This window comes from Sphingorhabdus rigui (genome assembly GCF_014196595.1).
Taxonomy (GTDB): Bacteria; Pseudomonadota; Alphaproteobacteria; order Sphingomonadales; family Sphingomonadaceae; genus Sphingorhabdus_B; species Sphingorhabdus_B rigui.
In genome coordinates, this window is the sequence record NZ_JACIEA010000002.1 from 400334 (window position 1) to 412183 (window position 11850).

Consider the following 11850-nt stretch of genomic DNA (forward strand, 5'->3'; position numbering starts at 1 on the left):
GAGCGAAGTCGTCGCCCCCGTCTTATTTCTTGGCCGCAGCTTCTTTAGCAGCGTTCTTGACTGATGATTTCTTCGCAGCGGCTTTTTCCGATGCAGAAACCTTTACCAGCACTTCAACCTTACCACCGGCCTTTTCAACGGCCTCAACGGCTGCCTTTGAAGCACCAGCGACAGAGAAGTTCACCTTGGAGGTGAGTTCACCCTTGGCCAGCAAACGGACGCCGTCCTTGCCACCACGTGCAAGACCAGCAGCCTTCAACGCAGCATGGTCAACAACAGCTTTGATGTCGATTTTCTTGGCATCGATAAACTTCTGGATCATGCCCAGATTTACTTCTGCATGGTCCTTGGCGAAGATGTTGTTGAAGCCGCGCTTTGGAATACGCATGTGAAGTGGCATCTGGCCGCCTTCAAATCCGTTGATCGAAACACCCGAACGGCTGGTCTGACCCTTTTGGCCGCGACCCGAGGTCTTGCCCTTGCCCGAACCGATACCACGGCCAACGCGCATACGGCGATGGCGGGCGCCTTCGTTGTCTTTAATGTCATTCAATTTCATGTCGTGCACTCGCTTTCGCTTTAATTCGCGCTGATGTTATTAGTCCTGAATTTGGACCATGTGACGAACTGTGCGGATCATTCCGCGCACTTCGGCTGTGTCTTCGATTTCGACAACGCGGTTCATCTTGTCAAGGCCGAGGCCTTTCAAAGTTGCGCGCTGTGAGGCTGGACGGCGGATCGGCGAACCGGTCTGCTTCAGTTTAATCTTCGCCATATCGATTACTCCGCAATAGCTTCTGCGTCGGCTTCAGCAGTTTTGCTGCCACCGCGACCAAGAAGGTCGGCGATTTTCTTGCCGCGACGCTGCGCTACCGACTTGGGGCTGGTCTGTTCAGACAGCGCCGCGAAAGTAGCACGGATCATGTTGTAAGGGTTCGACGTACCGACCGACTTGGTCACAACGTCCGCAACGCCCAGGCTTTCGAAGACAGCGCGCATTGGGCCGCCTGCGATGATGCCGGTACCGGCTGGTGCCGAACGCAACGTCACCTTGCCAGCGCCGAAATGGCCCTTACCGTCGTGATGCAACGTACGACCATCTTTCAGGGCGACGCGGATCATCGATTTCTTGGCAGCGGCAGTCGCTTTGTTGATGGCTTCTGGCACTTCGCGTGCTTTACCATGACCAAAGCCTACGCGGCCCTGACCGTCACCAACAACGACGAGTGCCGCAAAACCGAAGCGCTTACCGCCCTTAACAGTTTTCGAAACGCGGTTGATGTGAACGAGCTTTTCGATCGTGCCATCATCTTCTTCCTGTGCAGGACGACGATCGTTGTTACGACCACGGCCACCGCCACCACGGTTATCACCGCCGCCACGACCGCCGCGACCGCGACGTTGACCTTCGGCTGCTTCAGGAGCTGCGCCGTCAGTCACAGGTACAGTGCTTTCAGTGTTTTCAGCCATCATCAGAACTCCAATCCGCCTTCGCGCGCTGCATCAGCAAGCGCTTTGACGCGACCGTGAAACAGGAACCCGCCACGATCAAAAACCACGCTGGAAATGCCAGCTTTCTTAGCTGCTTCGGCTACCCGCTTGCCAACATCCGCCGCAGCTTCAGTTGTCGAGCCGTTCTTAGCCTTCACGTCCTTGTCGAGGGTCGAAGCAGACGCGATGGTCGCGCCCTTCGAATCGTCAATGACTTGCGCATAGATGTGGCGACCAGTGCGGTGCACGGAAAGACGAGGACGTCCAGCAACCTGCGCCCGCAATTTCGAACGAACGCGTTGACGGCGCCTTGCAAAGAGAGACAATTTTGCCATTATTTCTTCTTCCCTTCCTTGCGGAAGATATACTCGCCGCGGTACTTGATGCCCTTGCCCTTATATGGCTCCGGCTTCCTCCAGCGACGGATTTCAGCAGCAACCTGCCCAACCTTCTGCTTGTCGATACCTGAAATTTCCACCGTGGTGTTGTCAGGTGTCTTGATTTCGATGCCCTCTGGGATCGCGAAGTCGACATCATGGCTGTAGCCAAGTTGCAGCTTCAACATCTTGCCTTGGCTGTTTGCACGATAACCAACGCCGGTGATTTCGAGGACTTTCGTAAAGCCTTCGGTCACACCCGTAACGAGGTTCTGTACCAACGTACGCTGCATACCCCAAAACGCGCGGGCTGCCTTGCTGCCATTGGCCGGCTTTACCGAAAGGCCGTCGTCCTGCATCTCGTAAGAGATAAGGTCGCTCATAGGCATTTTCAGTTCGCCCTTCGGTCCTTTGACCGAAAGCGTGCCCGCTTCCATGCTGGCGGTTACGCCGGCAGGAATGGGAACAGGTTTCTTACCAATGCGGCTCATTAGAATACCTCCGCCAGGATTTCGCCGCCGACATTCTGTGCGCGCGCTTCGGCGTCAGACAGAACGCCCTTTGGCGTCGAAACGATGGTGATGCCAAGGCCGTTACGGATAATCGGAAGCTCTTGGCTTCCTGAATATACGCGGCGACCAGGCTTCGAAACGCGGGCGACATGCTGGATAGCAGGAGCACCTTCGAAATATTTCAGCTCGATGCGGATGCCCTTATGTGCACCCAAAGCTTCTTCGCTGTAACCGCGAATATAGCCTTCACGCTGCAGAACATCGAGAACGCGGGTACGCAGGCCGGACGCTGGCGAGACTACAGAGTCTTTCTTCGCCCGCTGGCCGTTGCGGATACGGGTGAGCATATCACCCAAAGGATCGGTCATTGCCATCTATCTTATCCTTACCAGCTCGACTTCGTAACGCCCGGGATCATGCCCTTATTGGCAAGATTACGCAGTTCGATACGGTTCAGCTTGAATTTACGGTACACGCCGCGAGGACGCCCGGTGGTTTCGCAACGGTTACGCACGCGGTGCGGGTTACCATTGCGGGGAATTTCAGCCATTTTCAGGCGTGCAATCAAACGCTCGCTGTCATCCAACGACTGGTCTTTCGCCATCGCCTTCAACTTCGCATAACGACCGGCGTATTTCTTCGCCAGCTTCTTGCGACGCTCGTTCTTGTTTATGGAGCTCAGTTTAGCCATTATGCAGCCGCCTTTTCGTCAGCTTCTTCTACAGGGAACGGGAAGCCGAACAGCTTAAGCAGTTCGCGCGCCTCGTCGTCCGAGTTTGCCGAAGTCGTTACGATCACATCCATGCCGCGCACCGTATCGATGGCGTCATAGCTGATTTCTGGGAAAATGATCTGTTCCTTGAGACCCATCGCAAAGTTGCCACGGCCATCAAAGCTCTTTGGGTTCAGGCCACGGAAATCGCGAATGCGTGGCATTGCGATGGTGACGAGGCGATCCAAGAATTCATACATCTGGGCGCCACGCAGCGTTACTTTCACGCCGATTGGCATGCCTTCACGCAGCTTGAAGCCAGCGATGGATTTCTTCGCCTTGGTGATGACTGGCTTTTGACCAGCGATCAGTTCCATTTCAGCAAGAGCGGTCGTAACCTTCTTCTTGTCCTGCGAACCTTCACCAACACCCATGTTGAGTGTGATCTTTTCGATCTTCGGCACTGCGAAGCGGTTTGTGTAACCGAACTTTTCAGTCAAGCCTTTGACGACGGCGTCGTCGTACAACTTCTTCATACGTGGAGTATATTTGGTATCAGCCACTGATCGTCTCCCCGGACTTCACGGCCACGCGGACCTTCTTGCCGTCCTTGGTTTCCACGCGAACGCGTGTTGCCTTGCCTGTTTTCGGATCCGCCAAAGCCACATTCGAAATGTGCAGCGGTGCTTCAAAGCGATCGAGACCGCCCTGCGGGTTTGCCTGCGAAGCTTTCCGGTGACGCACAGCAATGTTGACGCCTGCGACGACGACTTTGCTGTCCTTAGGCATTACGGCGGTTACTTCGCCGGACTTGCCCTTGTCTTTACCGGCGAGCACGACGACCGTGTCACCCTTTTTGATTTTTGCCAGAGCCATTGTTATAGCACCTCCGGTGCCAAGCTGATGATTTTCATGTGGTTCTTGGCGCGCAGTTCACGAACCACTGGTCCGAAGATACGTGTGCCAATCGGCTCCTTGTTGTTACCGATAAGAACGGCAGCATTGGAGTCGAAGCGGATAACCGAACCGTCTGCACGGCGGATGTCTTTGCGGGTACGAACGATAACGGCCTTGTGCACGTCACCCTTCTTTACCTTACCGCGCGGTGCAGCTTCTTTGATCGACACCACGATGATGTCGCCCACGCCAGCTACGCGACGCTTGGAACCGCCAAGCACCTTGATGCACTGAACGCGCTTTGCGCCGCTGTTGTCCGCAACATCGAGATTGGATTGCATCTGAATCATGGAATCAATCCTCCTTCGTTGCGGCGACCGGGGCGGCAGCGTCAGCTACCAAGCGCCAGGTCTTGTTTTTGGAAATCGGCGCGCACTCTTCGATGCGGACGACTTGGCCTTCTTTCACGACGTTGTTTTCGTCATGGGCGTGATACTTCTTCGTGCGACGAATGATCTTGCCGTAAAGCGGGTGCTTCACTTTGCGCTCGACGAGAACGACAATGGTCTTGTCATTCTTGTCGGAGACCACGGTCCCTGTGAGAATACGTTTTGGCATGGGTAGCTCCTTATGCCGTCTTTGCGGCGGCGCGCTGGCGCTCACCCTGCAGGGTTTTGATGCGGGCGATGTCACGACGCACTTCACGCACACGTGCCGGCTTTTCCATCTGGCCAGTGGCCGATTGGAAACGCAGGTTAAACGCTTCGCGCTTCAATTCGCCGAGCTGAACAGCAAGCTGATCGTCGCTCTTGACGCGGAGATCTTCGGTTTTGCTCATCTTATGATGCTCCCAGATGCGAGGTGTCGCCGAGACGCGCCACGACCTTGGTCTTGATTGGCAGTTTCATGGCTGCACGCTGGAATGCGACAGCTGCGAGTGGACCAGGAACACCGTCGAGTTCAAACATGATGCGGCCAGGCTTAACCTTGGCTGCCCAATATTCGACCGAACCCTTGCCCTTACCCTGACGAACTTCGGCAGGCTTTTTCGTGACCGGCACGTCCGGGAAGATACGGATCCACAAACGTCCCTGACGCTTGATGTGACGCGTAATCGCGCGGCGAGCCGCTTCGATCTGACGTGCGGTAATCCGCTCTGGCTCAAGCGCCTTCAGGCCGTAGGAACCGAAGTTCAGGTCAGACCCGCCCTTGGCTTCGCCCTTAATGCGTCCCTTGAACTGCTTACGGAACTTTGTTTTCTTTGGTTGCAACATGTCTAGTTCCTAACCTTTAGCGGCGGTCAGACTGCGGACGGACGCCAGAAGTCTGTGCTTCCATCATCAGTCGGTCAGTTGCCATTGGGTCATGACCCAAGATTTCGCCTTTGAAGATCCAGCATTTAATGCCGATGATGCCATAAGCAGTCAGTGCTTCAGCTTCAGCATAGTCAATGTTGGCACGAAGCGTATGCGCAGGCACGCGGCCTTCACGGTACGATTCAACGCGTGCAATTTCTGCGCCGCCCAAACGACCACCGCAGGTAATCTTGATACCTTCTGCACCCAGACGCATCGCCGACTGCATCGCGCGCTTCATGGCACGACGGAATGCGATACGACGGATAAGCTGGTCAGCAATACCCTGCGCTACGAGCTTCGCGTCGACTTCCGGCTTGCGGATTTCAACGATGTTCAACGACACTTCAGCGGTGGTGAACTTGTTGATCTGCTTTTTCAGCTTCTCAATGTCCGCACCCTTCTTGCCGATGATCACGCCAGGACGTGCTGCGTAGATTGAAACGCGGCAATTCTTGGCAGGACGCTCGATTACGACCTTTGAAATCGCTGCTTGTGGCAGTGTTTCAAAGATGAACTTGCGGATCTTGATATCTTCCAGAAGCATGCGGCCATATTCCGCACCTTCGGCGTACCAACGGCTATCCCAAGTCCGGTTGATCTGCAGGCGAAGCCCGATTGGATTTGATTTCTGACCCATGACTTATGCCTCTTCTTGCTGTTCACGCACAACGATGCGCAGACGGCTGAATGGTTTGATGATCCGGCTCGACTTGCCGCGGCCGCGTGCCATGAAACGCTTCATGGTCAGTGCCTTGCCAACGCTTGCCTCGGCAACGACAAGGCTGTCGACGTCAAGGTTGTGGTTGTTTTCGGCGTTGGCGATGGCGGATGCCAGAACCTTGCGCACGTCTTCTGCCATTCCCTTTGTGGAGAATTTCAGAATGTTGAGCGCGTCTTCGGCTTTCTTGCCACGGATCAGCGCGGCAACGAGGCCAAGCTTCTGAGCCGAACCACGAATGGTTGTGCCCACTGCCAGAGCTTCATTGTCGGCGACGCGACGGGGTGCGGATGCCTTACCCATTAGCGTTTGCCCTTCTTATCTGCGCCATGGCCATGATACGTACGCGTTGGAGCGAACTCACCAAGCTTATGGCCGACCATGTCCTCATTCACCGAAACGGGAATGAACTTGTGGCCATTATAGACGCTGAACGTCAGGCCAACGAACTGAGGCAGGATTGTCGAGCGACGCGACCAAGTCTTGATCGGCGCAGCCTTCGATGTTTCCTGAGCGGTTTCTGCTTTTTTCAGCAGATAGAGGTCAACAAACGGACCTTTCCAGACGGAACGAGACATGAGTTACCTCTTCTTCTTAGCATGCCGCGAACGGATGATCATCCGGTCGGTCGACTTGTTGCTGCGGGTACGAGCACCCTTTGTTGGCTTACCCCAAGGTGTAACCGGATGACGGCCACCTGATGTACGACCTTCACCACCACCATGCGGGTGATCGACAGGGTTCTTAGCAACACCACGCGTCAGCGGGCGAATGCCGCGCCAGCGATTGCGGCCTGCCTTGGCAAGGGTCGTGTTCGAGTTGTCAGGGTTCGAAACCGCGCCAACTGTACCCATGCACGTGCCGAGAATGTAGCGCTGCTCACCCGAGTTCAGGCGAACAATAACGCGGCCACCGTCGCGACCGACCAGCTGCACATATGTGCCTGCCGAACGTGCGATCTGGCCACCCTTACCGGGCTTCATTTCGATGTTGTGGCAAATCGTACCAACCGGCATCTGGCTCAGCAACATGGCGTTGCCTGGCTTAACGTCGGTCTTTTCGCCGGCAACAACAACGTCGCCTACGGCAAGACGCTGTGGTGCAAGGATGTAGGCCAGTTCACCATCTTCGTACTTTACAAGTGCGATGAAGGCCGAACGGTTGGGGTCATATTCCAGACGCTCAACAGTTGCAGGCATATCCCATTTACGACGCTTAAAGTCGATCAGACGATATTTTTGCTTGTGACCGCCGCCGATACCGCGCGAAGTCACGTGACCCTTGTTGTTACGGCCGCCGGTCTTGCTCTTACCTTCGGTCAGTCCCTTAACAGGACCGCCTTTGTAGAGGCTCGACCGGTCAACCAGCACAAGGCCGCGACGGGCGGGGCTAGTTGGTTTGTAGCTTTTGAGTGCCATTATCCTGCCCTTAAATACCGGTGGTCACGTCAATGCTCTGGCCTTCGGCCAAAGTGACGATTGCTTTTTTGACATCCGAACGCGTGTAAGGCTTGCCCTTCCAGCGCTTGGTTTTGCCCTTTTGCACGAGCGTATTCACGTTCAGGACCTTGACGTCGAACAAGGCTTCAACAGCTGCCTTGATCTGTGGCTTGGTCGAGCTACCCGTGACTTTGAACACAACAGCGTTGTGCTCCGACAGCAGGGTCGCCTTTTCGGTGATGTGCGGTGCAACGATCACGTCATAATGACGCACGTCGATTGCTTTATCCTTAGCCATTGAAACGGGCCTCCAGTTTCTCGACCGCAGCGCGGGTCAAGACCAGCGTGTCATGCTTCAGAATGTCATAAACATTGGCACCAACAGCAGGCATCACGTTGATGCCGACCAGGTTAGCCGAAGCCATACGGAAATTGTCGTTTACGGTGTCGCCGTCGATAACCAGCGTCGTCTTGCCGAAACCGAGCTTGCCAACCTGACCCTTAAGCGCCGCAGTCTTTGCAGCAGCCAGATCAAGATCTTCAAGAACGATAAGCGAACCAGCCTTAGCTTTGCTCGAAAGCGCCATCTTCAGACCCAATGAGCGGATCTTCTTGTTCAACGATGGGTTAAAGTCACGCAGACGGGCACCATGGGCCTTACCACCACCGATGAAGATCGGAGCAGCGCGGTCACCGTGACGGGCAGTACCGCCACCCTTTTGGTTGCCGAATTTCTTGCCGGTGCGTGCAACGTCTGAACGCTCACGGGTAGGACGAGCCGTAACGCGGGCCTTTTCACGCTGCCAGGTAACAACACGGTGCAGAATGTCGGCGCGCGGCTCAATGCCAAATACGTCGTCATTCAGATCGATGTCGCCCTTTGCCTTGGCGTCGAGGGTTTGAACCTTGAGCTTCATGGCTTAGCCCTCCTTCTTTTCTTCGCCGGCGTCAGCAGCAGGTGCTTCGGCAACGGGCGCAGCTTCAGCGGCAGGCGCTTCAGCTTCGACAGCGGGGGTGTCTGCAACTTCAACTTCGGTGTTGATGATGACATCTTCGACCACTGGGGCTTCATTGTCATTCTTCAACGCGCCGGGGAACGGAGCAGCTTCAGGTGTAGGAACCTTAACGGCATCGCGAACAAGCAACCAACCGTTCTTCGCGCCAGGTACTGAACCCTTTACGAAGATGAGACCGCGCGCAACATCAGTGCGGACGATTTCAAGATTTTGTTGTGTGCGCTGACGGTCGCCCATGTGGCCGGCCATCTTCTTGTTCTTGAACACCTTGCCTGGATCCTGGCGTTGGCCAGTCGAACCATGGGCACGGTGGGTGATGGACACACCGTGCGATGCGCGCATACCACCGAAGCCCCAACGCTTCATGGCGCCGGCAAAGCCTTTACCCTGCGTGTGGCCAGTGATGTCGACGAGCTGGCCGTCAACAAAATGGTCTGCGGAAAGAGAAGCGCCGACGGGCAGCAAGCCGTCGGCATTATCAACGCGGAATTCAGCAACGCGAGCTTTTGGCTCGACCTGTGCTTTAGCGAACTCGCCGCGCTGTGGTTTGTTTACATTTTTCGCTTTACGGGCGCCGGCACCGAGACGAACAGCAAAATAGCCATCCTTCTCTGCATTGCGGGCTCCGACCACTTGGCAGCCTTCCAGCGCCAAAACGGTCACAGGTACGTGACGGCCATCTTCATTGAAGAGGCGCATCATACCCATCTTTTTCGCGATCACGCCAGTGCGCATGATCCATACTCCAACTTATGTCAGAGGCCCGGCTGGCAGGATTGCCAGGAGGGCGTGACGCCTAAATCCAGCCCTGAATTTTCAAGCATTGCCCCGTCCGGGCTAGGCACCAGTGGCTCACCTTAATGAGCAATCTGGTAAGACGGGGAACGCAGCCCGAGTAAACTCGGCGGTATTCCTATTGTCTCACTCTACTTGGGTAGAGATATCGGCTTACGCCAATTTGATTTCGACATTCACACCGGCAGCAAGATCGAGCTTCATGAGCGCGTCTACGGTCTGTGGCGTGGGCTGCACAATGTCGAGCAACCTTTTATAGGTACGAACTTCGAACTGCTCGCGTGACTTTTTGTCAACGTGCGGTCCGCGGTTCACTGTGAACTTTTCGATACGGGTAGGAAGTGGAATTGGACCACGGATAAGCGCACCAGTGCGGCGTGCGGTGTCTGCGATATCGCCAGTCGCCTGATCGAGGACGCGATGGTCAAATGCTTTCAGACGGATGCGAATATTCTGCGTTTCCATGGGTTCACCAATTTCCAAATTCTATCAATATCAAAGAGCCGAAAAACAGCCATTCCGACTTGCGCTTTCGAAGCCGGAACAACTGTTTTGAAATTCTAAAAACCGCCCCGCCCGAATCAAAGAGTCGGGCGGGATGCGCGGCCTATATTACTTCGTGATGGTGCTGACAACCCCAGAACCGACGGTGCGTCCGCCTTCGCGAATTGCGAAGCGAAGACCTGGGTCCATAGCGATTGGAGCAATCAACTTAACCGCGATGGTTACGTTGTCGCCTGGCATAACCATTTCAGTGCCTTCTGGAAGGATCACTTCGCCGGTCACGTCAGTTGTACGGAAGTAGAACTGTGGACGGTAGTTTGCGAAGAATGGCGTGTGACGGCCGCCTTCGTCCTTCGAAAGAACGTAGATTTCTGCCGAGAACTCAGTGTGCGGCGTAACCGAACCTGGCTTGCAGAGAACCTGACCACGCTCAACTTCTTCACGGCCTACGCCACGAACAAGCGCACCGATGTTGTCGCCTGCACGACCTTCGTCGAGCAGCTTGCGGAACATTTCAACGCCGGTAACGGTCGTCTTCTTGGTGTCCTTGATACCAACGATTTCAACTTCTTCGCCAACCTTGACGATTCCGGTTTCAACGCGGCCGGTAACAACCGTACCACGACCCGAGATCGAGAACACGTCTTCAACTGGCATCAGGAATGGCTTGTCGATTGGACGCTCTGGCTGAGGAATAGCTTCGTCAACAGCAGCCATCAGTGCAAGGACAGATTCCTTACCGATGTTGTCGTCACGGCCTTCGAGTGCAGCAAGTGCCGAACCACGAACGATTGGAATATCGTCGCCTGGGAAATCATACTTCGAAAGAAGCTCACGGATTTCCATTTCAACCAGTTCGAGAATTTCTTCATCGTCAACCTGGTCAACCTTGTTCATGTAAACAACAAGTGCAGGAACGCCAACCTGACGTGCAAGCAGGATGTGCTCGCGAGTCTGTGGCATCGGGCCGTCAGCTGCGTTCACAACGAGGATAGCGCCGTCCATCTGAGCAGCACCGGTGATCATGTTCTTAACATAGTCAGCGTGACCTGGGCAGTCGACGTGTGCGTAGTGACGACCAGCAGTTTCATATTCAACGTGTGCCGTCGAAATGGTGATGCCGCGCTCGCGCTCTTCTGGAGCCTTATCGATGTTGGCGAAATCAACAGCGGTACCGCCGTAAGTTTCAGCCATGATCTTCGTGATTGCTGCAGTCAGCGTGGTCTTGCCGTGGTCAACGTGACCGATGGTGCCGATATTGCAGTGCGGCTTCGTCCGCTCAAATTTAGCCTTTGCCATTTTTCAAACCTTCTTACTTTAGAAATGTCGGATTACGTTCAGATGGGACGCGCCTGCTGAATCAGGCGTGGCCTTTAGTAGGTCTTTTCCGGTTCTGCAAGCTTTGCCTGCATATCCTTGCCGAACCGATGATTTATCGTATCAGTCGAAATGCTTCTCCATACGGAGCAAGGGTATTTTGACATCGCCCACGCTAGCATATTCCTGCTCTGCTGCGGGCGTATATCCCTGCGCACGATAGAGCGGAACCCCAGCCGCCGTTCCCATCAATTCAACGCGCTGAAAGCCCGCCTGTCGTGCTGCATCTTCGCAAAGCGCCAGGATGCGCGCGCCGATTCCACGCCGCGTAAAGTCCGGGTCGGTATACATGGCCCGTATCTTTGCCGCGTCGGTGGCGGGGTCGAGTGTGGCAGGTTCACGCGCCACGACACTGTCATCGCCGCCATAAAGCGTCGCGCGAAAGCTCCACCCGCCACATCCGGCGATTCGGCCGTCGCATTCAATCAGGAAATAGGTGCCGTCGCGCACCAACTGCGTATCAAGCCCCATGACCTTGTCGCTGGCTGCGACCTGTTGAGGTGTCAGGAAATCCGACTGGTTCTGCGCAATTGACCGGACCATGAGCGCGTGCAACGCTTCCAGGTCATCGGGCGTGGCAATGCGATGTTTGAATTCGTCCGTCATCCTAAACCCTAAATACAAACGGCGAAAAAAGAAGGGCGAGGGCCACCG

The 11850-nt window shown here is 55.2% G+C and carries 23 protein-coding genes; all 23 read right to left on the reverse strand.

The window, feature by feature from the left end; all coding sequences use genetic code 11:
* Positions 1-22: 22 nt before the first annotated feature.
* Entirely contained in the window at positions 23-559 is a 537-nt protein-coding gene (gene rplO / locus GGR91_RS09505) for a 50S ribosomal protein L15 (RefSeq protein ID WP_183941952.1), read from the reverse strand.
* A 39-nt stretch (positions 560-598) separates the two neighbouring features.
* Positions 599-775 (reverse strand): 50S ribosomal protein L30, encoded by a 177-nt coding sequence (rpmD, locus tag GGR91_RS09510; RefSeq protein WP_183941953.1) that lies wholly within the window; start codon positions 773-775, stop codon positions 599-601.
* A 5-nt stretch (positions 776-780) separates the two neighbouring features.
* Positions 781-1470, reverse strand: coding sequence for a 30S ribosomal protein S5 (gene rpsE / locus GGR91_RS09515; RefSeq protein WP_183942066.1), 690 nt, complete (start codon positions 1468-1470; stop codon positions 781-783).
* 2 nt (positions 1471-1472) lie between these two features.
* Positions 1473-1826, reverse strand: a complete 354-nt coding sequence (gene rplR / locus GGR91_RS09520; RefSeq protein ID WP_183941954.1) for a 50S ribosomal protein L18 — start codon at positions 1824-1826, stop codon at positions 1473-1475.
* Complete coding sequence (gene rplF, locus GGR91_RS09525; protein WP_183941955.1) at positions 1826-2359, reverse strand: 50S ribosomal protein L6; 534 nt, start codon at positions 2357-2359, stop codon at positions 1826-1828. Before rplF ends, rplR begins: the two co-directional genes overlap by 1 nt.
* Positions 2359-2754 (reverse strand): 30S ribosomal protein S8, encoded by a 396-nt coding sequence (gene rpsH / locus GGR91_RS09530; protein WP_183941956.1) that lies wholly within the window; start codon positions 2752-2754, stop codon positions 2359-2361. The genes rplF and rpsH overlap by 1 nt, the downstream gene beginning before the upstream one ends.
* Before the next feature lie 11 nt (positions 2755-2765).
* On the reverse strand, positions 2766-3071 hold the full coding sequence (gene rpsN / locus GGR91_RS09535; RefSeq protein WP_183941957.1) for a 30S ribosomal protein S14: 306 nt from the start codon (positions 3069-3071) through the stop codon (positions 2766-2768).
* The gene (rplE, locus tag GGR91_RS09540; RefSeq protein ID WP_183941958.1) at positions 3071-3655 is read right to left on the reverse strand and encodes a 50S ribosomal protein L5; all 585 of its coding nucleotides are present in this window, start codon (positions 3653-3655) and stop codon (positions 3071-3073) included. Before rplE ends, rpsN begins: the two co-directional genes overlap by 1 nt.
* Positions 3648-3968, reverse strand: coding sequence for a 50S ribosomal protein L24 (rplX, locus tag GGR91_RS09545; RefSeq protein ID WP_125229590.1), 321 nt, complete (start codon positions 3966-3968; stop codon positions 3648-3650). The genes rplE and rplX overlap by 8 nt, the downstream gene beginning before the upstream one ends.
* A gap of 2 nt (positions 3969-3970) precedes the next feature.
* Positions 3971-4339, reverse strand: coding sequence for a 50S ribosomal protein L14 (gene rplN / locus GGR91_RS09550; protein ID WP_125229589.1), 369 nt, complete (start codon positions 4337-4339; stop codon positions 3971-3973).
* 4 nt (positions 4340-4343) lie between these two features.
* Positions 4344-4607 carry a 30S ribosomal protein S17 gene (gene rpsQ, locus GGR91_RS09555; protein WP_183941959.1) on the reverse strand — a complete coding sequence of 88 codons (264 nt, stop codon included), beginning with the start codon at positions 4605-4607 and terminating at the stop codon, positions 4344-4346.
* Between the two features lie 10 nt (positions 4608-4617).
* Complete coding sequence (rpmC, locus tag GGR91_RS09560; protein WP_158902179.1) at positions 4618-4827, reverse strand: 50S ribosomal protein L29; 210 nt, start codon at positions 4825-4827, stop codon at positions 4618-4620.
* 1 nt (position 4828) lies between these two features.
* Positions 4829-5263, reverse strand: a complete 435-nt coding sequence (rplP, locus tag GGR91_RS09565; protein WP_125229586.1) for a 50S ribosomal protein L16 — start codon at positions 5261-5263, stop codon at positions 4829-4831.
* Positions 5264-5279: 16 nt separating this feature from the next.
* Positions 5280-5984, reverse strand: a complete 705-nt coding sequence (gene rpsC / locus GGR91_RS09570) for a 30S ribosomal protein S3 (protein ID WP_183941960.1) — start codon at positions 5982-5984, stop codon at positions 5280-5282.
* A gap of 3 nt (positions 5985-5987) precedes the next feature.
* Positions 5988-6368, reverse strand: a complete 381-nt coding sequence (gene rplV, locus GGR91_RS09575) for a 50S ribosomal protein L22 (RefSeq protein ID WP_183941961.1) — start codon at positions 6366-6368, stop codon at positions 5988-5990.
* Positions 6368-6643 (reverse strand): 30S ribosomal protein S19, encoded by a 276-nt coding sequence (rpsS, locus tag GGR91_RS09580; protein WP_125229583.1) that lies wholly within the window; start codon positions 6641-6643, stop codon positions 6368-6370. The genes rplV and rpsS overlap by 1 nt, the downstream gene beginning before the upstream one ends.
* 3 nt (positions 6644-6646) lie before the next feature.
* Positions 6647-7483 carry a 50S ribosomal protein L2 gene (gene rplB, locus GGR91_RS09585; protein ID WP_183941962.1) on the reverse strand — a complete coding sequence of 279 codons (837 nt, stop codon included), beginning with the start codon at positions 7481-7483 and terminating at the stop codon, positions 6647-6649.
* Between the two features lie 10 nt (positions 7484-7493).
* Positions 7494-7802 carry a 50S ribosomal protein L23 gene (locus GGR91_RS09590; protein ID WP_183941963.1) on the reverse strand — a complete coding sequence of 103 codons (309 nt, stop codon included), beginning with the start codon at positions 7800-7802 and terminating at the stop codon, positions 7494-7496.
* Positions 7795-8421 carry a 50S ribosomal protein L4 gene (gene rplD / locus GGR91_RS09595; protein ID WP_183941964.1) on the reverse strand — a complete coding sequence of 209 codons (627 nt, stop codon included), beginning with the start codon at positions 8419-8421 and terminating at the stop codon, positions 7795-7797. The genes GGR91_RS09590 and rplD overlap by 8 nt, the downstream gene beginning before the upstream one ends.
* A gap of 3 nt (positions 8422-8424) precedes the next feature.
* Complete coding sequence (rplC, locus tag GGR91_RS09600; RefSeq protein WP_183941965.1) at positions 8425-9255, reverse strand: 50S ribosomal protein L3; 831 nt, start codon at positions 9253-9255, stop codon at positions 8425-8427.
* A 213-nt stretch (positions 9256-9468) separates the two neighbouring features.
* Positions 9469-9780, reverse strand: a complete 312-nt coding sequence (rpsJ, locus tag GGR91_RS09605) for a 30S ribosomal protein S10 (protein ID WP_022672862.1) — start codon at positions 9778-9780, stop codon at positions 9469-9471.
* Between the two features lie 147 nt (positions 9781-9927).
* Positions 9928-11118, reverse strand: coding sequence for an elongation factor Tu (tuf, locus tag GGR91_RS09610; protein WP_183941966.1), 1191 nt, complete (start codon positions 11116-11118; stop codon positions 9928-9930).
* A 141-nt stretch (positions 11119-11259) separates the two neighbouring features.
* A complete protein-coding gene (locus tag GGR91_RS09615; RefSeq protein WP_183941967.1) occupies positions 11260-11802 on the reverse strand; it encodes a GNAT family N-acetyltransferase in 543 nt (180 codons plus the stop codon).
* Positions 11803-11850 lie beyond the last annotated feature (48 nt).

Bases quoted from the DNA above. Each gene is read 5' to 3' on its own strand.
- rplC (WP_183941965.1), bottom strand. From the start codon at position 9,255: ATGCGCACTGGCGTGATCGCGAAAAAGATGGGTATGATGCGCCTCTTC.
- rpsN (WP_183941957.1), bottom strand. From the start codon at position 3,071: ATGGCTAAACTGAGCTCCATAAACAAGAACGAGCGTCGCAAGAAGCTG.
- rplV (WP_183941961.1), bottom strand. From the start codon at position 6,368: ATGGGTAAGGCATCCGCACCCCGTCGCGTCGCCGACAATGAAGCTCTG.
- rpmD (WP_183941953.1), bottom strand. From the start codon at position 775: ATGGCGAAGATTAAACTGAAGCAGACCGGTTCGCCGATCCGCCGTCCA.
- rpsS (WP_125229583.1), bottom strand. From the start codon at position 6,643: ATGTCTCGTTCCGTCTGGAAAGGTCCGTTTGTTGACCTCTATCTGCTG.
- rplN (WP_125229589.1), bottom strand. From the start codon at position 4,339: ATGATTCAGATGCAATCCAATCTCGATGTTGCGGACAACAGCGGCGCA.
- GGR91_RS09615 (WP_183941967.1), bottom strand. From the start codon at position 11,802: ATGACGGACGAATTCAAACATCGCATTGCCACGCCCGATGACCTGGAA.
- rpsH (WP_183941956.1), bottom strand. From the start codon at position 2,754: ATGGCAATGACCGATCCTTTGGGTGATATGCTCACCCGTATCCGCAAC.
- tuf (WP_183941966.1), bottom strand. From the start codon at position 11,118: ATGGCAAAGGCTAAATTTGAGCGGACGAAGCCGCACTGCAATATCGGC.
- rpmC (WP_158902179.1), bottom strand. From the start codon at position 4,827: ATGAGCAAAACCGAAGATCTCCGCGTCAAGAGCGACGATCAGCTTGCT.
- rplP (WP_125229586.1), bottom strand. From the start codon at position 5,263: ATGTTGCAACCAAAGAAAACAAAGTTCCGTAAGCAGTTCAAGGGACGC.
- rplO (WP_183941952.1), bottom strand. From the start codon at position 559: ATGAAATTGAATGACATTAAAGACAACGAAGGCGCCCGCCATCGCCGT.
- rpsJ (WP_022672862.1), bottom strand. From the start codon at position 9,780: ATGGAAACGCAGAATATTCGCATCCGTCTGAAAGCATTTGACCATCGC.
- rplD (WP_183941964.1), bottom strand. From the start codon at position 8,421: ATGAAGCTCAAGGTTCAAACCCTCGACGCCAAGGCAAAGGGCGACATC.
- rpsE (WP_183942066.1), bottom strand. From the start codon at position 1,470: ATGGCTGAAAACACTGAAAGCACTGTACCTGTGACTGACGGCGCAGCT.
- rplX (WP_125229590.1), bottom strand. From the start codon at position 3,968: ATGGCTCTGGCAAAAATCAAAAAGGGTGACACGGTCGTCGTGCTCGCC.
- rpsC (WP_183941960.1), bottom strand. From the start codon at position 5,984: ATGGGTCAGAAATCAAATCCAATCGGGCTTCGCCTGCAGATCAACCGG.
- rplR (WP_183941954.1), bottom strand. From the start codon at position 1,826: ATGGCAAAATTGTCTCTCTTTGCAAGGCGCCGTCAACGCGTTCGTTCG.
- rplF (WP_183941955.1), bottom strand. From the start codon at position 2,359: ATGAGCCGCATTGGTAAGAAACCTGTTCCCATTCCTGCCGGCGTAACC.
- rpsQ (WP_183941959.1), bottom strand. From the start codon at position 4,607: ATGCCAAAACGTATTCTCACAGGGACCGTGGTCTCCGACAAGAATGAC.
- GGR91_RS09590 (WP_183941963.1), bottom strand. From the start codon at position 7,802: ATGGCTAAGGATAAAGCAATCGACGTGCGTCATTATGACGTGATCGTT.
- rplB (WP_183941962.1), bottom strand. From the start codon at position 7,483: ATGGCACTCAAAAGCTACAAACCAACTAGCCCCGCCCGTCGCGGCCTT.